The following is a 19,140-nucleotide window of genomic DNA, read 5'->3' as shown; positions in this document are numbered from 1 at the left end:
AGTTCAATATTATGAAATAGCGTCAGTTTCGACGATAACCTTCACCTGATGTACTGTTCGGTCCTCAGGTCCTTTAACAGGCAGGCCTACTTCTACATGATCAACAATATAATCAATATTGTCCTGCGAAATAACTTCTCCTGGCAATAAGATTGGAATACCAGGTGGATACACATAGATGAATTCTGCAATAATACGACCTGCAGATTCTTTGAAAGGCACGATTTCCGTATCTCCATAAAAAGCGTCTCTTGGAATGAGGGAGAGCTGAGGGATATCCGGTATCTTTACTACTAGCTCATGCTCCTGACCTGTGGAATAGTGCAGAGAAGCCAGCTCACGCAGAGCTTTCAACAAAATTTCAATTTCCTCTTTGGTATCACCAGGGGTCACCAAACAGAGAATATTGTACATATCGCTAAGCTCAACCTCGATATTGTAGTGATCTCTCAGCCAATTCTCCACATCGTATCCGGTAAGGCCCAAATGGCGGATATGAACCGTAATTTTGGTTGGATCATAATCATAGGTAGCTTCCGTGCCAAGAATTTCGCTGCCAAAGCAATATAGCCCTTCAATCTTGTTGACCTCTGAACGACAATATTCAGCCAATTCCAGAGCGCGTTGTGCTATTTCATGACCGTTAAGGGCCAGATTACGTCGGGATGTGTCCAACGAAGCCAGCAGAATATACGAAGTCGACGTTGTTGTCAGCATACTGAAAATCGTTTGTACACGCTGTGGGTTAACGTATCCGTTTTTCGTATTTACATTCAGAATTGAGCTTTGAGTCAAGGAACCACCCAGCTTGTGAACGCTTGTAGCTGACATGTCTGCTCCCGCCTCCATGGCGGACATCGGTAGATCAGAGTGAAAATGAATCAGTACTCCATGAGCCTCATCGACCAGGACCGGCACATTATAGCTGTGAGCGAGATCTACAATTTCCTTCAAATCGGCGCACACACCGTAATATGTCGGGTTGATAACAAGGACGCCCTTGGCGTCAGGGTGGCGTTCCAATGCCCGGCGTACGGACTTGGTTGTAACCCCGTGGTGAATACCGAGATTCTCATCACTGACTGGAGAAATAAATACCGGCTTTGCACCAGCAAAGATAATGGCAGACATTATAGATTTGTGTATGTTTCGGGGTACAATAATTTTATCACCAGGTATGCAAATCGACATAATCATGGTGATGATGGCTCCGCTTGTCCCCTGTACACTGTAATACGTATAATCAGCTCCGAAGGCCTCTGCTGCAAGCTTTTGAGCTTCTTCGATGACGCCTGATGGCTGATGCAGATCGTCCAATGGAGCGATGTTGATCATATCTATGGAAAAGGCATTATCCCCCATAAATTCGCGAAATTCCGAATCAGCTCCCACTCCCTTTTTATGGCCTGGGATGTGAAATTGAACCGGGTTGCTCTGAGCATGCTTTTTCAAAGCAGTAAAAAGCGGGGTGTTGCTTTGATTCATTAGTGTTGTCACAACCTTTCGTGCAGGATTTCGACAATCCTGTGCAAGTGATAATAGAACAAAATTGAGTATAGCAGTTTGAAGTAGGAATGCAAGCGATTGAGGGCGCATTTATTTGCGAAAGAGTGGAGTAGGCTGAGAACCCGGTCTATACAGCCAAAAAACGAAGGTGGAGGAAGTGGATTAAATGAGGCAAATAGGAAGAAAAAAAGCTTCGCAGCGGTGGTGGACTCCTTTTTTTACCAAATTGTGGATTTTGGTATTTCTGGTCGAATTTATGAAAGGATCTCTTCTGGTATCCATCCTGCCGGTATATATGGGAGAAACGCTTGGTTTGTCGGCCGGGATTATTGGTTTGGCCTTTTCACTTCAGTATTTTGGAGACAATGCGTTCCGGGCACCGGCGGGCTGGATGGCTGAACGGCTCGGCTACCGTGGAACGATGTCGACCGCACTGTTGTTTACGCTTGTAGCGATTATTATGCTGAGCGTATTGACAGAGCCCGTGTGGCTCGTCGTTGCGTGTCTGCTGCTCGGTCTGGGTACTTCTCCGCTCTGGCCTTGTGTTATGACCGGAACGACCGAAATGTCCGGGCCTAATAACAGCAATGGCGCGGCGATGGGCACACTGGAAATTGCGTCTATGGGTGGAACGGGATTGGGTCCGCTCATTATGAACTTTGCCATATCCCACTATGGGCATTCTTACGGCATGGTGTTCATGATTTTGATAGGATGCAGTATTGTATTGTTGTTGGTTGCTCTTATGCTGCCAGGACCGAAAAGGTCTCCTGATAAAGGTGACCTCGAACAGAGCGCTCTAGTGTCGTCTGATGGGTACACAAAGCAGAAACAGCAAATTCTGAAAGGAATCCAGGAGACGATCGGTGTGCTCAAAACAAAGCTTAACGTCAATCCGTTAATTTACCCGGCGCTATTTTTGCAGTCTTTTGTTATCGGTTTGATCAGCCCCGTACTGACGCTGTACGCTCGGACGGACCTCGGGATTTCACCAAACCTGTACAGCGTGCTTCTGATTGCAGGCGGTGGAGTGACTGTGCTGGCACTGATCCCTTGTGGCAAGTTGGTCGACAGACTTGGAACGGAGTATTTTCTACATGTTGGCTTTTTGCTAGCCGGAATTACGCTGTTTTTCTTCTCAATCGTTCGATCTATTCCGCTGGTGTTTGTATCCGTGGCGCTTATTGGTTTGGGATATGCGCTCATTTTGCCTGCATGGAACACCTTTCTTGCCCGATTGATTCCGGAAAGCGAGCGAGCAACGGTGTGGGGCTTTTTTTTAACACTTCAAGGCTCCGGCATGGTTATAGGCCCGCTCGTTTCAGGAGTGCTATGGGACCGTGCCGGACACACAGCTCCATTTATCATCAGTGGGGTCGTGATGCTGCTCATGTTTGGCTGCCACCTGGCTCTGGCGCGCAATCCACGCAGGAAGACTGTGGAGGCCTGAGTATCGCCCTGAAAAGCGACAAGAGCTACTCTTTCGGGAAAGCCATTCGGTACAGCGGCAGCAAACGCTCAAAGGTGGAACGCACTGCTTGCAGTAACGCAGCTCCGTCACTGGCAAGTGGATCTTCTCGGTCAATACGGATTCCACACATGACCTCCGCTTTTTTTACCTGTTGCAGCTTATGGATGATCGTTTGAAAATCTTCATTATCCATGTGTTGTTGTTCTGTGCCTTCTGGAGCCATATGATCCATGGACCAGTAAAAATGATCAGGCAGGTTAGAGCGCACATCGCTCAGATTGGCTTCGAGTGCCTGGGCAAATGTAGCTTTGTTAGGACTTTCATAAATAATTGCAAAAATAACGAATAGGTGGGAAGCGAACATACCTACCTCAAAATGCGGCAGCGCCTTGTACCCGCGCTTATTTGCCGCCCAGGCTACCCAAGTATCTTTGGGGGGATTGACTTTGCGTCGTGCATGCTTGGCGACGTGAACGTGCATAGGCTCTCCACATAAGTCCGTCAGAAATGGGGCTAATTCCTCGCCAATTGCCTCCAGCTTGGGCCGAACCTGCTGAATCAGCACTTCCATACGAGGCTCCAATCCCGGTATTTCAAAAACATCGAAGTCCTTTGCAGTAAATCCACTAAATGTCATTCCTTTTCCTCCTGTAACTGGGTTAAGCCATAACGTGTGGCGTAATATGTCCAATTATAGCATAATGCCGCCGGGCTTGGCCGACTTTAGACTAGGTTTGAAACAAGCATATAAGGCAAAAGTACGATTGTTCGCTGTTACTCATAAAAATAGGTCAAATAACCAAGTACCCTTACATAAAATGAAGTATAAAATAGAGCAAGGGAAGATCAAGCGGGAAAGCCGCAGGCTTGCTGTAGCCGGACTTCTTGAATCGGACTTGAAAAAGGAGGGAATGCCGTGAACAAGGGCTGTGAGGTAGAATATTGCAATCTAGAGCTCCGGTTTAGCCGTCGGCATATCCATAATCTGATCAAGGATTTGATATCGGAAGGGTATTCGCTGTACTGGAGCGAGGATGAGTCGTACCTGGTTTTGTCGGTGAGAACCGGGCGCAAGCTGGTGAAGCTCCGTTTTCAACAGCTGCGCACAGGACACTACAAGTTGGCTGGAGATTATGTAATCCGCGATGCCAAGCTGGCTGAGTGGTTGGAGAAGCTGATTGGAAGCACCCGAGGTCATGCCATTGTCAAAAGAGTCAAGGATCATCATATTTTGGTAGAAAATATTTTGTTTGGTGAGGTCATTCGTCTGGTCGAGGTTACAGGCTTTAAGCAGCGTGTCATTTATCAGAAGGGACCGGTGCTGTCCGCACAGGAAATGGAGGATATGTACGCTTCCAATGAAGGAGAAACCCGACTGCTGCTGCTTAAAATGGAAGTGGACGATGAATTGGAGAAGCTCTTCATAGCGATGACAGACGGAGATACGGCTAAAATCGGGAATTGCCATGAACGCCTGCAAACGCTATCCCACCAACTGCTGATGATGGAAGCGTAGTACATCTGAACACCTCATGTAAATGGGGTGTTTTGATCTGTGAATAGACAGGGGTTCACTTCTTACATCAAAAACGTTAAAATAGAAGTGCACGTGTTCCGATTCACATAAAGTGTAATGCGGTAAAGCGGCGATATAGAAGACAAAATATGTTGCAAAGGATGAGGAACCAGATGGCAAAACAGCAAATTGGTGTGATCGGCCTGGCGGTAATGGGTAAGAATTTAGCCCTTAACATTGAGAGCAGAGGCTTCACCGTCTCGGTTTTTAACCGCTCTCCAGAAAAAACGCACGATCTTATCAAAGAAGCAGAAGGTAAAAAACTGACGGGTACTTTCTCTATTGAAGAATTTGTGAACTCATTGGAATCCCCCCGTAAAATCCTGATCATGGTTCAAGCTGGTAAAGCAACAGATGCCACGATTGAACAGCTTGTGCCTCATCTGGACAAGGGCGACATTATTATAGACGGAGGCAATGCCTACTTCCCTGATACACAGCGCCGCAGCAAGGAGCTGGAGGAAAAAGGACTTCGCTTTATTGGTACAGGCGTATCCGGTGGTGAAGAAGGTGCCTTGAATGGTCCTGCTATCATGCCGGGTGGACAAGAAAGTGCCTATAAACTGGTAGAGCCGATTCTAACGGCAATCTCTGCTAAAGTGGAAGGCGACCCTTGCTGTACATATATCGGTCCTGACGGTGCTGGTCACTATGTAAAAATGGTGCATAACGGTATCGAGTACGGCGACATGCAATTGATCGGTGAAGCGTATCACTTGTTGAAATCAGTCCTGAATGTGAATGCGGAAGAGCTTCATGAAATCTTCACGGAATGGAATAAAGGGGAACTGGACAGCTACCTAATCGAAATTACAGCTGACATTTTCTCCCAGTACGATGCTGAAACAGGCAAGCCAATGGTAGACGTTATCTTGGATGCTGCTGGTCAAAAAGGTACAGGTAAATGGACAAGCCAAAGCGCGCTGGATCTGGGTGTGCCATTGTCCATGATTACCGAATCCGTATTCTCACGCTTCTTGTCTGCTATGAAAGACGAGCGCATTGCGGCAAGTAAAGTGCTGAGCGGTCCTAATGCTGAGTCCTTCAGCGGCGACAAAAAAGAATTTATCGAAAGTGTACGTAAAGCACTGTTTGCAAGTAAAATCGTGTCCTATGCTCAAGGTTTCGCTCAAATGCGTGCAGCTTCCGATGAATATGATTGGGATTTGAAATACGGAAAAATCGCTATGATCTTCCGCGGCGGTTGCATTATCCGCTCGCAATTCCTGCAAAACATCAAGGATGCATATGACCGCGATCCTGCCTTGAAAAACCTGTTGCTGGATTCTTACTTCAAAAATGTAGTTGAAACGTATCAAGATGCATGGCGTCAAGTGATTTCCGTTGCTGTATCCCAAGGTATTCCAGTGCCTGGCTTCTCCAGCGCGCTTGCATACTATGACAGCTACCGCACTGAGCGTTTGCCAGCAAATCTGCTGCAAGCACAACGTGACTACTTCGGTGCCCATACGTTCAAACGTGTGGACAAAGAAGGCGTATTCCATCATCAATGGTTCTAATGAACGGACGGATATGCATGAATAGCATTATGTAATACAACGGAAGCTTTTTTGCCCTATGGGTAGAAGAAGCTTCCGTTTTTTAATTTATAATTATGGACACGATTATGATGGCAGTAGAGGATTGTGTAATCTTTTGGCGCTATGGTATGATAGGGACAAAATATTTTAATGCATTACCGCGTCTAAGCTTTGAGTCAAAACAAAAAAGACGAGAAGGTTCCCGTCTCTTTTGTTAAGTAGGTTTTCTATTGCTCCTGTGACCATTGCAGCATGCCGCCAGTCATGTTAGTACAGCCTTCATAACCTAGCTGCTGTAGATATTCGCAGGCTCGTTCACTGCGGTAACCGCTCCGGCAAATAAAGATAATTTCACCGGTGCGTTCAATTTCTTCAAGACGACCCGGAAGCTGTCCGAGCGGAATGTGCTTGGCACCTTCAATCATGCCTTCCGCTACTTCTTCCGCTTCGCGGACGTCGATTAATTGCAATTGCTCTCCTGCTTGCAGACGTGCGCGCAACTCAGAAGGTTCAATCAGGGCGATTTGCGTCATGGCCGGACCTCTTTTCTGATATATATTGGGTGCTACGTATGTTTTTGACGTGTGCAAAATGTCACACACACTCTATGTATGATAGCTAAGCTATCTCTAGGCTGTCAATCTGCTTAATCCTAAAGGCAGATAAAGATTAATTAACCGACGGAATTCAACTTGGGGGACTTAGATTAATATTTCTTATTTTTTGGGTGGAGAAATGAATGCTACAACTTGTATAATTAACGTAAAATAGGATGGTTTGAACCGAAAAGGAGCATGTACATTATGGATGTTATCGTTAGACCTACCCCTTCCTTGCAAGGAGAGATTGGGGCCCTGTCCTCCAAAAACTACACTACTCGTTATCTGCTCACTGCGGCACTTGCTGAAGGACAAAGTACCATTTATTATCCAGCCCATAGTGAAGACAGTGATGCTATGCGTCGTTGTATCGCCGATCTGGGTGCAGTACTGGAAGAGGATGATGAAAAAATAGTGATTACAGGTTTTGGTAGCCATCCTCAAGCTGTGAAGGAATTGAATGTGGGAAACGCAGGAGCGGTGCTCCGTTTTTTGATGGGTATTGCATCTCTTTGTCCGGATGTTACATTTGTTAATACATATCCCGACTCATTGGGCAAGAGACCACATGATGATTTAATCGATGCACTGGGGCAACTGGGCGTGAAAGTAGATCATCGTGAAGGTAAGTTGCCAATTCGTATTCAGGGTGGTCAGGCGAAGGGCGGTAAAATTCAGGTGTCCGGCTCGGTTAGCTCACAATATTTGAGCGCCCTGCTATTCCTTACGCCTTTACTGGAGGAAGACAGTGAAATCGAAGTGCTGCATGATTTGAAATCTAAGGTGGTCATTGGGCAGACTCTGGAGGTATTGCAAGAGGCTGGTATTATCATTCATGCAAGCGATGATTACATGTCTTTCCGTGTCCCGGGGCGGCAATCCTACCAGCCACGTACGTATACGGTACAGGGAGACTATCCAGGGAGTGCAGCGGTGCTGGCGGCGGCTGCAGTAACGAATTCCGATGTTACCATCCATCGTCTTAAAGAGCAGAGCAAACAGGGAGAACGCGCTATCGTAGATGTGCTGCGTATGATGGAAGTGCCACTGACACATGAGAACGATACCGTCGTTGTGAAGGGCAATGGCCGATTGAAAGCTGTTGAGTTTGACGGTGATGCTGCAACAGACGCTGTGCTTGCAATGGTGGCTGCGGCTGTATTTGCTGAAGGCACGTCCCGTTTTTATAACGTGGAGAATTTACGGTATAAGGAATGTGACCGCATTACCGATTATTTGAATGAGCTGACCAAGGCTGGAGCTCGGGTAGAAGAACGTCAAGCGGAAATTATCGTACATGGCAGACCGGAGGGTGTCGAAGGTGGCGTGGAAATTAACGCGCACTTTGATCACCGTGTTATTATGGCCTTGACGATTGTTGGTTTGCGCGCACAGAAGCCGTTAGTGATTAAGGACGCACATCATGTCGCCAAATCGTATCCGCAGTATTTTGACCATCTAACGACGCTTGGTGCTTCTGTAGAATGGGTAAAATAAAAACAAACGAAGATGCGAATAGGAGGGAACAGAATGGCTTTTGAAAATCCGTCGAGAGAAGAGATTAAAAGCATTTTGGAACAAGTAGGCAATATTGCGGTTGTTGGTTTGTCTGATAAATCAGACCGTACTTCATACATGGTTTCTTATGCCATGCAGAAGCGGGGATACCGGATTATTCCGGTTAACCCTGCGGCGGCAGGGCAAACGATTCTTGGGGAGACTTGTTATGCCAGCCTTGCTGAAGTACCTGAGCCTGTGGAGTTGGTCAATGTATTCCGCCGCAGTGAATACTGTGCAGAGGTTGCGCGTGAAGCAGCTGCTATTGGAGCTAAGATTTTGTGGCTTCAACAGGGAATTATAAGCCAGGAAGCCGCTGACATTGCGCAGGAGCATGGAATGACGGTTATTATGGATCGTTGCATTAAGGTGGAGGACTCAGTGACCCAAGCTGTACGTAAAGGATAAACATGGATCAGTGATCTGTGCTATACGCAGATGAATAAAAACCTTCTTCCCTTGCTTCACAGGGTTGAAGGTTTTTGGTGCGAAACGAGGAATATGGTACAGTATATTATACTTTCAGGAATCCATATAATGTATGTATGTCTTGATGATGAAATTGCTCTAAACGGATTCATAGTGTTATCTGTTGTGATGATAAAGTTTTTGACCTGTAGTAGCGTAAATAAATATTTTTGCAGATGGAATCATTGCTTTGACAAAAGTATTTATTCGGCTTACCATCAGGGATAGAAAGGAGAGGAATGCCATGAATTGGCTCGGATCCTTACAACAGCTCGGTCGTGCTGTCATGCTCCCGACGATGGTGCTACCAGCCGCTGCAATATTGCTAAGTCTCGGCAGCCTTCCTTGGTCCACATGGGGATTCCCTATGGTGTCTGATATGGCAAATGCGGCTGGACACGGGATTTTTTATTTTTTGCCATATTTATTTGCGGTTGGTGTTGCTCTGGGTATGTCGAATCAGGCAGGTCAGGCGGGACTGGCAGCATTGGCTGGTATGGCTATATACGATCAGGTCACATTGAGATTTGGAAACGGACTCATTCAACCGGCGACGCTCATTGGTATCATTTTGGGGGTCATTTCAGGGGTGGCCTATAATCGCTTCAAAAGCATCAAATTGCCCGAGGTGTTTCAATTTTTTGGAGGTACCCGATTTGTTCTGCTGCTTATTGGCCTCTTCTCGGCTGTGTTTGCAGGACTCATGCTAATTATTGCCCCACTCATACAGAGAGGGCTGCAATTTATAGTAGGTCTGGAATCAAGCTTGGGCGGCTTTGGACTGTTTATCTACGGTATTCTATACCGGTTGTTGGCGGCCTTTGGTCTGCACCATCTGCTTAATAATATTTTTTGGTTTCAACTGGGTACATATAAAACGCCGTCTGGCAACGTTGTGCAGGGCGATTTACCCCGGTTTTTTGCTGGCGATCCGACAGCGGGCTATTTCATGTCCGGGTTGTTCCCCATTATGATGTTTGCCATCCCTGCCATTGCGCTAGCGATCATTCAGGAAGCGCGTGAAGATTTGAAGCCAAAGGTGCAAAAAACATTTTTGACAGCTGCGCTTGTTTGCTTTTTTACTGGAGTGTCGGAACAGATCGAGTTTGCCTTTTTGTTTGCGGCACCTTATTTGTTCCTCGTTCATGCAGTTATGTCTGGGCTGGCCATGTGGCTTACCTTTGAGCTGGATATTCATCACGGATTTTCCTATTCGGCGGGTTTTATAGATTATGTCCTTAATTTTCATCTCTCACATAACGCCTGGTTGTTAATTCCAGTGGGGGTGGCGTACGGGCTTGTGTATTACGTACTGTTTCGATGGGCTATCCGGCGGTTCCGTATTCCAACTCCTGGGCGCGAAGAGGGTTCGGTTCTGGAGGATTGGGCCGGCAATATTCCTTATAGTGCTCCGCTTATTTTGGAAGCACTTGGCGGGAAGGAAAATATTGTGCAGGTAGAGGCCTGCATCACACGTTTGCGGCTGACCGTCCACAATGACAGGCTGATTGATACCGGAGCGATGAAGGCTTTGGGATCGGCCGGGCTTATCAATCTGGGTGGGGGGAATTTGCAGGTTGTATTCGGAACGTATTCAGAACTGATTCGTGAGGAAATCGCGAAGCTGATGGAGCGTGATCTCCCTCAAATTTTGTTCAATGCTCCTGTACATGGAAAAATGCTACCGATTCATGAAGTGCCTGACAAAATTTTTGCGACGAAGCTGGTTGGGGACGGTGTTGCTTTTGTTCCTGAACGTGGTGAACTTGTGTCTCCAGTGTATGGTACTGTGATGCACTTGTATCCGACTATGCACGCTTTAGGCATCTCCACACGAGAGGGACTTGAGGTTCTGCTTCACATAGGGATTGATACTTCACAGCTAAAAGGGAATTTTACTGCTATGGTAGAAGCAGGCGATACGGTGGAACCGGGGCAATTGCTGATCAAATTTGATTTGCAGGCGCTGCGAGAGCAAGCTCCATCGCTGGTGACTCCTATGGTCATCACGAATCCGGATCGCGTCAAGTCGTGGAGCTTTGCTCCGTTTAAAACAGTGAAAAAAGGTCAGGCCTCGGTAATGTCCGTTGTGCTGCATGACAGGAATGTTGGAGGGGTAGAAACATGATAGAAGGCATCGGCGCCGCAGCAGGTGTGGCAATCGGGAAGGCATTTGTCCTGCCGAGCTGGGAGTGGGATTTACCTGATCAAAAAATGGATGCGGTAGATCTTGCAAAGGAATTTGAACGTTTGTATGAAGGGATACGCACATCCAAAAGTGAAATCCAGTTTATTAAGGATGAGTTTCGAGAGATGGTGGGGCCAGAAGAATCCAGCATCTTTGATGCTCATCTTGCGATATTGGAAGATCCGGAATTCATGAATGAAATTCGTGGAATTATTGAGCGTCAGTACAAGGCGGCCGAGGTGGCCGTGAAGGAAGCCATTGATCATTTTGTGACCATGTTTGATTTACTGGACGATGAATATATGAAGGAGCGGGCAATTGATATCAAAGATGTGGGGAACCGGCTGCTCAAGCATTTGCTGGGTGCACCGGAGGTGACTCTTCCCAAGGACACACAGCCCTATATTCTGGTAGCCAAGGAGCTTTCACCCTCCCAATCGGCACACTTGAATCCTAGCTATGTTTTAGGGATTGTAACTATGAATGGTGGTAAAACTTCGCATTCTGCGATCATGGCCCGTGCACTTGGTATTCCACTTGTTTCAGGACTAGAGAGCAATCTGAATTTGCCCGTTCAAACAGGAGACATGATGGTTGTGGACGGAGACCTGGGCAAAGTTTATGTGAATCCGGAAAAAACGGTAACTGATCATTATAAAATTTTGCGCGACGAGCAGCGACGCAGAAAAGAGCAGCTTCAGGTACTTGCTTCTGTAGATGCCGTGACCAAGGATGGAACCACCCTGAGGCTGGCGGCTAATATTAGTTCGATTAAAGAGCTGGAGGCGGCTTTGAAGCATGGCGCTCAAGGTGTAGGACTGTTCCGCACGGAATTTTTATACATGGATCGCAAATCTGCTCCAGATGAAGAGGAACAGTATGAAGTATATCGGCTGATAGCGGAAAAGGCAGGAAACCACTCCGTAGTCATCCGTACATTGGATATCGGTGGAGATAAGCCGTTGGACTATCTTCAATTACCAGAGGAAGAAAATCCTTTTCTAGGTTACCGTGCTATACGGATCAGTCTGGATTGGAAGGAATTGTTTAAAACCCAGTTGACTGCAATTTTGCGAGCCAGTGCAATGGGAAATATCAAGGTAATGTATCCGATGATTTCATCCGTGGAGGAGGTCTGCCAGGCAGATGCTCTTTTGAAGGAGGCTATGGCGGATTTGGATGCAAGAGGGCTTGCCTATAATCCGAACATTCAGCGAGGAATTATGATTGAGGTACCGGCTGCGGCGATGATCGCTGATCTATTGGCAGCTGAAACAGATTTTTTTAGTATCGGAACGAATGATCTGGTTCAGTATGTGCTGGCTGTAGACCGTATGAATGAGCAGATTGCACATATGTACCATCCATACCATCCAGCTGTCCTTCGAATGCTGCGCATGACTGCACAAGCGGCACATCAAGCAGGAATTGATGTGAGTGTATGTGGTGAGATGGCTGGAGATGAACGGTCCGTTCCTCTTTGGCTGGAATTGGGGATACATCAACTCAGCATGTCTCCCCAATCTTTATTGCGGGTCAAGCATCGTGTGCTGAATACGACTGCATCTGAGGCAACGACAGTCGCTCAGGTTTGCTTTGGCATGTCCACTGGTGCAGCGATCGAAGACAAGCTCACTGCAGCTAATGTCAGCTGCACTCCGGCCGGGCCTGGACGGCAGTAATATGTAATCTCCGCATACATCTTCAGGAAGAGCCAGAACTCCGTACTGTTAGGTTTGTCGTAGCAAACCTTAATGGCGTAGCATGGTTTAGACGAAAAAGAACCTTCAAAACCACTTTATTCATGGTTCTGAAGGTTCTTTTTTTCATCTTGTTGACAACCTCTTGTGATTATGGAAAATTCATAATTAGCAATTATCCTGATTCCATTAGATTGGGTTATTCAAGCCCTGAGTGTCAGGACTTATTCTCTTATTTCCGGGTGTTATCTGCTAACAAATCGCAGAACGCTTTTCCGTAAGGTGGAAGATCAGGCGGCCGACGAGCAGATACAATATGTCCATCCGTTACAACTGCCTCATCCTTCCAAATAGCTCCTGCATTCTCCATATCATCACGAATACCTGGTGTGGAGGTTACCGTAACACCATCCAAAATTTTAGCAGAGATCAGTACCCAGCCTGCATGGCAGATTTGTCCAATCGGCTTATGAGCAGCATGAAACTCCTGAACGAGTTGAATTACTTTGGGATAGCGGCGCAGTTTATCAGGTGCCCAACCGCCAGGGACGAGAATCCCGTCATAATCGCTGCTATTCAGTTCCTCAAAGGCATATTCCGCTTCAGCAGGTACGCCATATTTTCCAATATATTTTTTACCCTTTTCCGCACCGGCTAAATGCACTTCTGCGCCTTCTTCACGAACACGGTAAATCGGATACCACAGCTCCAGATCCTCGAATTCCTCATCCACTAGGGCGATAACCTTTTTTCCAGCAAGTCTTGACATCCAACCATCCTTTCGTGCGTCACATGATGACACCTCTGTTTTGTAATCTGTACTTTTACATCTTAAGAAAAAGAACGCCCGAAGTCCATTCCTTCGCAGATTCTTATGTTAGTAGTCTGCTTTTTAACAGCAATTGTCGTCATTTTCTGACCCGCCAAAGCTTTGGTAATTTGTTCATAGCTGCAATCTGTGGAAGGATTTGAGGTCCCAAAGTCGAAATAAAACAAGGTATGATAGATTTAATGGAGTTAACAAATATTTATTAGACTAGTAGATAGATATATTTTGGATTCTGACGAGATCCTCGTATAGTTTGATCCTACGTAATGAGGTGGTTAAATGCATAAGCAATGCCAATGTGGCAAACCGATGGGACTGGAACTGCGAAAGGTAATCTATGCGGGCAAGGTTGAAATTTTGCACGTCCCTGTATTCTCATGCTCGTCATGCTTTTCCAGTGAGGTTTTGCAGCATGTGACGAAAGACATTAAGGCACTATTACAAAGTCTAGGGAGCAAACCTACGGCACGGAGAATATCTTTTGCTCGCAATAATGAACTGGCAGAAATCATTCGCAAGCTTGTACTGGAGGAAGCGGACAATCCCAATGTGGATTGGCAATCTGCTTTGGAGGAGCGGATGGAGCTTCGAATTAATCTCTTATTGGATCTTTATCGCTATGCGAGAAGTCTGGGAGACGAAGATTGGATGAATGATGTAGAGAAAAAATTGGTTCAATTATCCGGTTTTACCAGCAAATCGGTATTTACGAATACAAAAAACTAAAAAATATGAAAATTTTCATGGTCACCATTGGATTTTACATGTTCTTTTTGTTACGATGAGAATAGGCCATACGACAAGACACAGAAAGGAATGTATATCCAATGGCGACGATGACAAAAATGACTACTGTTCAACAATTAAATACGGCTCTGGAAGCGTCATCAGACAAGCCGTTGCTTCTCTTTAAACATAGCACACGTTGTCCGATAAGTGCAGGCGCATATCAGGAAGTGGAGTCCTATTTGCATGGCGCTCCCAACGAAAATATTGAATACGGTATCATTTATGTAGTAGAAGATCGGCCGGTGTCCAATGAAACCGCGGACAGGCTTCAGGTGAAGCATGAATCCCCGCAGGCCATTTTAATCAAGGACGGAGAGGCTGTTTGGCATACATCCCATTCGAATATTACAGCCCGTGCACTCCACGATCATCTCACATAGATAGAATGTGTGCTGTCGTTGCATAAAGTAGTATTTTGTCGTATCATGGTTCTAATTAGTTGATCTAGGATTCGGTTGAAAATTTATTGGCAATGGAGAGAAGGAATGTGACGGTAACGATCTATGATGTAGCTCGCGAAGCTGGTGTCTCAATGGCCACAGTGTCCCGCGTAGTTAACAATAATCCTAATGTGAAACCTCAGACCCGCAAGAAAGTGTACGAAGCGATTGAACAATTGGGATATCGTCCAAATGCGGTCGCTAGAGGTCTGGCCAGCAAGAAGACAACGACCGTCGGCGTGGTTATACCGGATATATCGAACTCAATTTTTGCAGAAATTGCGCGCGGTATTGAGGATATAGCGAATATGTATCACTATAATATTATTTTGTGTAATGCCGACAAGCGAAAAGAAAAAGAGATTCGTGTCATCAACACATTGCTTGAAAAGCAAGTGGATGGTCTTCTGTTCATGGGTGGTACAGTAACGGACGAGCATATTCAGGCGTTCCATACAGCTGCGGTCCCTATTGTTCTATGTGCAACGAGTGATGAAAAAGGAAGCTATCCTTCGGTCGATATCGACCATGAAGCCGCTGCTTATGATGCAGTAAACACGTTGATCCGCCATGGACACCGTCAAATCGCAATGATCAGTGGTACGCTTCAAGACCCTGCAAACGGCTATGCACGTTTCCAAGGTTACAAGAGAGCACTGGAAACAGCCGGAATTGATTATCAGGAGGATCTCGTGCGAATCGGGAACTACCGTTATGAATCCGGTGTCGAAGCAATGAAATATTTTCTCGGCCTAAAGAAGAAGCCAAGTGCGATTTTTGCTGCTACGGATGAAATGGCAATTGGTGCGATCCACAGTATTCAGGATGAGGGATTGAAAGTTCCTGATGATTTTTCGGTAATCAGTGTCGACAATATACGTATGGCCTCTATGGTTCGTCCTCAGCTGACAACCGTCGCGCAACCGATGTACGATTTGGGTGCGGTAGCGATGCGTTTGCTGACCAAGCTGATGAAAAAGGAAAACGTGGAGAACCCTCGCGTTATTTTGCCGCATGAAACTATTTTGCGGTTGTCAGTTAATTATTTAGACTAGACGCAGTGCTGAATAGGATATACCTTCGTTGAAAGCTCCTTTGATGGAGCTTTTTTCGCGGATATAAAGCTTCTTATGGACATCATCATCAAACCAAGAATAGAGGGATGCGTAATGAGCCGACTTTACGGATTAATGGGTGCTATGGATGAAGAAATTGAATTGCTGCTGGCAGCGATGACGGAAGCAAGCAAGACGGTCAAGGCTGGAATCACGTACACTACAGGAATCATTCACGGGCAAAGAGTCGTTGTCTGCAAATCCGGTGTAGGCAAGGTTAATGCTGCGGTAACAACACAAATCCTGATTGATCATTTTGGTGTAGAACAGATTATATTTACGGGAGTGGCAGGGGCAGTTCATCCCGATTTAAACATTGGGGATATTGTCATCTCATCAACATGTATGCAGCATGATATGGATGTAACGCCTTTGGGTTATGCCAGAGGGGTTATTCCTTATCAGGACACTTCAGAGTTTGTGGCTGATCCCGAGCTTGTAAGTCTAGCTGAGCAAGCCTGCAAATCATTTGGCGATCGTTATATTGTCGGCAAGGTACTTTCTGGCGATCAATTTGTTGCAAGTCGTGAGTTAGTGACTGCATTGCATCAGGAAATGGACGGTGCTTGTACCGAAATGGAAGGTGCAGCTGTGGCTCAGACAGCTCATATGAACGCTGTGCCTTATGTTGTCCTACGGTCTATGTCGGATAAGGCTGATGGATCGGCTCACGTTAATTATGCTGAATTTACGGTAGAAGCTTCACATCGTTCGCATCGTATTGTGGAGTTCATGCTCAAGCATTTGGGCTAATGGTATAATTTTTTAATACATGAATCTTCGGACAAACCGGATATGGTCAAACTGCTCCTGTGATGCAAGGGGCACATCCTTTCCCATTCGTACCATCAGACAGTTAGCAGGATGTGAACATATTTCAGGATCATCCGTGGCGTACCAGACCATATCTACAGTTTTCATCAAACGTTCCATCATGCGGCGGTATTCCCATACGGAGAGGCCGCTGCCTTTTAAATCCCAATGCCAATAGTATTCGGTCGTAAAAATAATATAGGATTCAAGCTGGCCGTCCTCAAAGGCAATCCGAATCATTCGGCTACCCAGGCCCAGACCACGATAGTCATCGGCTACCTCAACAGCTCCAAGTTCCAGTAAATCTTTCATGCCAGCTTCCGACCAGCGCTCCATCTCATCTGGGTAATGAAAAGTAACATATCCCAGGAGAGTTTCCCCGTTGTGGGCAATGATAATTCTGCCTTCTGGCAGTTCCGAAATATCCACTAATGCATCGAACTGTTCCTTTGGTTTGCGAAAGGCATCTAATTGCTTGTGCATTTGAAATGAACGCAGTTGATCCGCGGATACGGGGCCTTCTACATAGATTGTTTGTCCGTTATGATCCAACGTATCCAAGTGGTACAGTTTTAAATGCTGCATGCGTACGCCCTCCTTGTTCGCCATAAGCTCGTTCCTCATACCCCCTACTTATAGCAAAAAAACAATTAAATGAAAAGGATGGTCGTCACATCCTGACCTATGATATACTGTTTTAGACATAAAATGTTCACAATTTAAATCAATCAGTAAACCAAAGGACTTCATCTGCTTTATTGATTTTGTAAGCGTTATCTTGTTCTGTGTGATTCTCATTAATCTATTGTGAGGAGGCTGAACGTATGAAGTTTGAAAAACTCCAGACTGTAGTTCCCACATCCAACATGGGCCCGTATGAACAAGCTTACAACAACTTTCAGTGGGAAGATGCAGAGCGTCATTTTACGTGGTATGAAACAGGCAAGGTAAATATGGCACATGAAGCCATTGATCGACATGTACAGGAAGGACGAGGGGAGAAAGCGGCACTATTGTATTGTGACGCAAACCGTCATGAAACCTACAGCTTCTCTCAGCTTCGTGCTAGCTCTAACAGGTTCGGAAATGTGCTTCGCAAATACGGTATTGGTAAAGGGGAGCGGGTGTTTATTTTCATGCCGCGTTCACCCGAGCTGGTTATTAGTTTACTTGGTGTTCTAAAGGTAGGGGCTGTTGTCGGTCCATTGTTTGAGGCGTTTATGGAAACTGCGGTTAAGGATCGATTGGAGGATAGTGGGGCAGTAGCATTAGTGACCACACCTGCGCTTCTGTCACGGGTAAAACGTGAGGAGCTTCCTGAGCTGCGACATATTTTTGTGGTTGGTGATATGGATGAACGCGAGCAGGGAATTATCGATTTTGAGACAGAAATGCTCACATCCTCAGAGGAACTTGAGCCAGAATGGTTGAATCGTGAAGATGGATTAATTATTCACTATACATCAGGCTCAACAGGCAAGCCCAAAGGCGTGTATCATGTGCAAAGTGCAATGATTCAGCATTACTATACTGGGAAAATGGTGCTGGATTTGCGGGAAGATGATGTGTATTGGTGTACTGCTGATCCTGGCTGGGTCACGGGAACATCATACGGTATTTTTGCTCCATGGCTAAATGGAGCGACGAATGTCATTCGTGGGGGGCGTTTCAGCCCGGAAGACTGGTACCGCACGATTGAGCGTCACGAAGTGACCATATGGTATAGTGCTCCTACAGCGTTTCGGATGCTGATGAGTGCAGGGGAGCAGGTTGTTTCCAAATATGATCTTAGCAGTCTGCGGCATGTTTTATCCGTTGGGGAACCGCTGAATCCAGAAGTGGTGCGATGGGGATGGCAAGTGTATACACAGCGCATTCATGATACTTGGTGGATGACGGAAACAGGAGCACAGTTGATCTGTAATTACCCTGAGCTGCCGATTAAGCCGGGTTCGATGGGAAAGCCACTCCCAGGTATCCAAGCTGCTATTTTGGACGACAGAGGGCAGGTGTTGCCTCCTAACCGGATGGGCCACTTGGCGATCCGTACACCATGGCCATCCATAATGAATCGTATATGGAACAATCCGAACAAGTTTCAGGAATATTTCCGCTTTCCCGGTTGGTATGTATCGGGTGATTCAGCTTACATGGATGAGGACGGATATTTCTGGTTTCAGGGTAGGATTGATGATGTCATTAACTCCTCCGGGGAGCGCATCGGCCCTTTTGAGGTGGAGAGCAAGCTTCTGGAGCATCCTGCTGTAGCGGAAGCCGGAGTTATTGGAAAACCAGATACCGTGCGGGGAGAGATTATCAAAGCTTTTGTTGCACTGCGTGAAGGCTATGCACCGTCTGAAGCTTTAAAGCAGGACATCTATCGCTTCGTTAAGGAAGGGCTGTCTGCTCATGCTGCTCCACGCGAAATTGAGTTTAAGGAAAAGTTACCCAAAACCCGTTCCGGTAAAATTATGAGACGCGTGTTGAAAGCCTGGGAGCTTAACCTTCCTACAGGTGACTTATCCACCATAGAGGATTGAAGTGCTCT

At 46.2% G+C, this 19,140-nt stretch carries 17 protein-coding genes; 12 read left to right on the top strand and 5 right to left on the bottom strand.

Annotated elements, in window-relative coordinates:
• Positions 1-9 precede the first annotated feature (9 nt).
• Positions 10-1,485 (bottom strand): aminotransferase class I/II-fold pyridoxal phosphate-dependent enzyme, encoded by a 1,476-nt coding sequence (locus tag AOU00_RS03240; protein WP_061828985.1) that lies wholly within the window; start codon positions 1,483-1,485, stop codon positions 10-12.
• A 187-nt stretch (positions 1,486-1,672) separates the two neighbouring features.
• Here AOU00_RS03240 and AOU00_RS03235 point away from each other — a divergent pair, with 187 nt between their 5' ends.
• On the top strand, positions 1,673-2,956 hold the full coding sequence (locus tag AOU00_RS03235) for an MFS transporter (RefSeq protein WP_061828986.1): 1,284 nt from the start codon (positions 1,673-1,675) through the stop codon (positions 2,954-2,956).
• A 25-nt stretch (positions 2,957-2,981) separates the two neighbouring features.
• On the opposite strand, the gene AOU00_RS03230 is transcribed toward AOU00_RS03235, so the two are convergent.
• Positions 2,982-3,614, bottom strand: a complete 633-nt coding sequence (locus tag AOU00_RS03230; RefSeq protein ID WP_061828987.1) for a YktB family protein — start codon at positions 3,612-3,614, stop codon at positions 2,982-2,984.
• Between the two features lie 279 nt (positions 3,615-3,893).
• Between AOU00_RS03230 and AOU00_RS03220 the strand changes: the two genes are divergently transcribed.
• Together AOU00_RS03220 and gndA are read left to right on the top strand one after the other, a co-directional pair.
• On the top strand, positions 3,894-4,493 hold the full coding sequence (locus AOU00_RS03220; RefSeq protein WP_061828989.1) for a hypothetical protein: 600 nt from the start codon (positions 3,894-3,896) through the stop codon (positions 4,491-4,493).
• Positions 4,494-4,666: 173 nt separating this feature from the next.
• Positions 4,667-6,073 (top strand): NADP-dependent phosphogluconate dehydrogenase, encoded by a 1,407-nt coding sequence (gene gndA, locus AOU00_RS03215; protein WP_013310934.1) that lies wholly within the window; start codon positions 4,667-4,669, stop codon positions 6,071-6,073.
• A gap of 248 nt (positions 6,074-6,321) precedes the next feature.
• Here the strand turns inward: gndA and AOU00_RS03210 are convergent, their stop codons facing one another.
• Positions 6,322-6,627 (bottom strand): rhodanese-like domain-containing protein, encoded by a 306-nt coding sequence (locus AOU00_RS03210; RefSeq protein ID WP_010345522.1) that lies wholly within the window; start codon positions 6,625-6,627, stop codon positions 6,322-6,324.
• Between the two features lie 270 nt (positions 6,628-6,897).
• On the opposite strand from AOU00_RS03210, the gene aroA reads away from it, so the two are divergent.
• The 4 genes from aroA to ptsP all read left to right on the top strand — a co-directional run bounded on the left by aroA (position 6,898) and on the right by ptsP (position 12,588).
• Positions 6,898-8,190 (top strand): 3-phosphoshikimate 1-carboxyvinyltransferase, encoded by a 1,293-nt coding sequence (gene aroA, locus AOU00_RS03205; protein ID WP_061828990.1) that lies wholly within the window; start codon positions 6,898-6,900, stop codon positions 8,188-8,190.
• Positions 8,191-8,223: 33 nt separating this feature from the next.
• Entirely contained in the window at positions 8,224-8,658 is a 435-nt protein-coding gene (locus tag AOU00_RS03200; protein WP_061828991.1) for a CoA-binding protein, read from the top strand.
• Between the two features lie 304 nt (positions 8,659-8,962).
• A complete protein-coding gene (locus tag AOU00_RS03195; RefSeq protein WP_061828992.1) occupies positions 8,963-10,846 on the top strand; it encodes a glucose PTS transporter subunit IIA in 1,884 nt (627 codons plus the stop codon).
• Positions 10,843-12,588: a phosphoenolpyruvate--protein phosphotransferase gene (gene ptsP / locus AOU00_RS03190; RefSeq protein ID WP_061828993.1), complete on the top strand. Its 1,746-nt coding sequence runs from the start codon at positions 10,843-10,845 to the stop codon at positions 12,586-12,588. The genes AOU00_RS03195 and ptsP overlap by 4 nt, the downstream gene beginning before the upstream one ends.
• A 250-nt stretch (positions 12,589-12,838) precedes the next feature.
• On the opposite strand, the gene AOU00_RS03185 is transcribed toward ptsP, so the two are convergent.
• The gene (locus tag AOU00_RS03185; RefSeq protein WP_023989335.1) at positions 12,839-13,375 is read right to left on the bottom strand and encodes a type 1 glutamine amidotransferase domain-containing protein; all 537 of its coding nucleotides are present in this window, start codon (positions 13,373-13,375) and stop codon (positions 12,839-12,841) included.
• A 339-nt stretch (positions 13,376-13,714) separates the two neighbouring features.
• Here AOU00_RS03185 and AOU00_RS03180 point away from each other — a divergent pair, with 339 nt between their 5' ends.
• The 4 genes from AOU00_RS03180 to AOU00_RS03165 all read left to right on the top strand — a co-directional run bounded on the left by AOU00_RS03180 (position 13,715) and on the right by AOU00_RS03165 (position 16,532).
• Complete coding sequence (locus AOU00_RS03180; protein ID WP_061828994.1) at positions 13,715-14,161, top strand: hypothetical protein; 447 nt, start codon at positions 13,715-13,717, stop codon at positions 14,159-14,161.
• 101 nt (positions 14,162-14,262) lie between these two features.
• Positions 14,263-14,604 (top strand): bacillithiol system redox-active protein YtxJ, encoded by a 342-nt coding sequence (ytxJ, locus tag AOU00_RS03175; protein ID WP_061828995.1) that lies wholly within the window; start codon positions 14,263-14,265, stop codon positions 14,602-14,604.
• 107 nt (positions 14,605-14,711) lie between these two features.
• Positions 14,712-15,719, top strand: coding sequence for a catabolite control protein A (gene ccpA, locus AOU00_RS03170; RefSeq protein ID WP_061828996.1), 1,008 nt, complete (start codon positions 14,712-14,714; stop codon positions 15,717-15,719).
• Between the two features lie 114 nt (positions 15,720-15,833).
• Positions 15,834-16,532, top strand: a complete 699-nt coding sequence (locus AOU00_RS03165) for a 5'-methylthioadenosine/adenosylhomocysteine nucleosidase (RefSeq protein WP_061828997.1) — start codon at positions 15,834-15,836, stop codon at positions 16,530-16,532.
• A 12-nt stretch (positions 16,533-16,544) separates the two neighbouring features.
• On the opposite strand, the gene AOU00_RS03160 is transcribed toward AOU00_RS03165, so the two are convergent.
• A complete protein-coding gene (locus AOU00_RS03160) occupies positions 16,545-17,177 on the bottom strand; it encodes a GNAT family N-acetyltransferase (protein WP_061828998.1) in 633 nt (210 codons plus the stop codon).
• A gap of 239 nt (positions 17,178-17,416) precedes the next feature.
• On the opposite strand from AOU00_RS03160, the gene acsA reads away from it, so the two are divergent.
• The gene (gene acsA / locus AOU00_RS03155; RefSeq protein WP_061828999.1) at positions 17,417-19,132 is read left to right on the top strand and encodes an acetate--CoA ligase; all 1,716 of its coding nucleotides are present in this window, start codon (positions 17,417-17,419) and stop codon (positions 19,130-19,132) included.
• Positions 19,133-19,140: the final 8 nt, after the last annotated feature.

The organism is Paenibacillus polymyxa (assembly GCF_001719045.1).
In the GTDB taxonomy this organism is placed as follows: domain Bacteria; phylum Bacillota; class Bacilli; order Paenibacillales; family Paenibacillaceae; genus Paenibacillus; species Paenibacillus polymyxa_B.
Note: the sequence above shows the minus strand (reverse complement) of the source record. Positions and strands in the feature narration are given on the sequence as shown.

Coding starts and splice junctions, on each gene's coding strand:
- AOU00_RS03160 (WP_061828998.1), bottom strand. CDS start 17,177: ATGCAGCATTTAAAACTGTACCACTTGGATACGTTGGATCATAACGGA.
- AOU00_RS03235 (WP_061828986.1), top strand. CDS start 1,673: ATGAGGCAAATAGGAAGAAAAAAAGCTTCGCAGCGGTGGTGGACTCCT.
- ptsP (WP_061828993.1), top strand. CDS start 10,843: ATGATAGAAGGCATCGGCGCCGCAGCAGGTGTGGCAATCGGGAAGGCA.
- AOU00_RS03230 (WP_061828987.1), bottom strand. CDS start 3,614: ATGACATTTAGTGGATTTACTGCAAAGGACTTCGATGTTTTTGAAATA.
- AOU00_RS03165 (WP_061828997.1), top strand. CDS start 15,834: ATGAGCCGACTTTACGGATTAATGGGTGCTATGGATGAAGAAATTGAA.
- AOU00_RS03210 (WP_010345522.1), bottom strand. CDS start 6,627: ATGACGCAAATCGCCCTGATTGAACCTTCTGAGTTGCGCGCACGTCTG.
- AOU00_RS03240 (WP_061828985.1), bottom strand. CDS start 1,485: ATGAATCAAAGCAACACCCCGCTTTTTACTGCTTTGAAAAAGCATGCT.
- acsA (WP_061828999.1), top strand. CDS start 17,417: ATGAAGTTTGAAAAACTCCAGACTGTAGTTCCCACATCCAACATGGGC.
- AOU00_RS03180 (WP_061828994.1), top strand. CDS start 13,715: ATGCATAAGCAATGCCAATGTGGCAAACCGATGGGACTGGAACTGCGA.
- AOU00_RS03195 (WP_061828992.1), top strand. CDS start 8,963: ATGAATTGGCTCGGATCCTTACAACAGCTCGGTCGTGCTGTCATGCTC.
- gndA (WP_013310934.1), top strand. CDS start 4,667: ATGGCAAAACAGCAAATTGGTGTGATCGGCCTGGCGGTAATGGGTAAG.
- ytxJ (WP_061828995.1), top strand. CDS start 14,263: ATGGCGACGATGACAAAAATGACTACTGTTCAACAATTAAATACGGCT.
- AOU00_RS03185 (WP_023989335.1), bottom strand. CDS start 13,375: ATGTCAAGACTTGCTGGAAAAAAGGTTATCGCCCTAGTGGATGAGGAA.
- AOU00_RS03200 (WP_061828991.1), top strand. CDS start 8,224: ATGGCTTTTGAAAATCCGTCGAGAGAAGAGATTAAAAGCATTTTGGAA.
- aroA (WP_061828990.1), top strand. CDS start 6,898: ATGGATGTTATCGTTAGACCTACCCCTTCCTTGCAAGGAGAGATTGGG.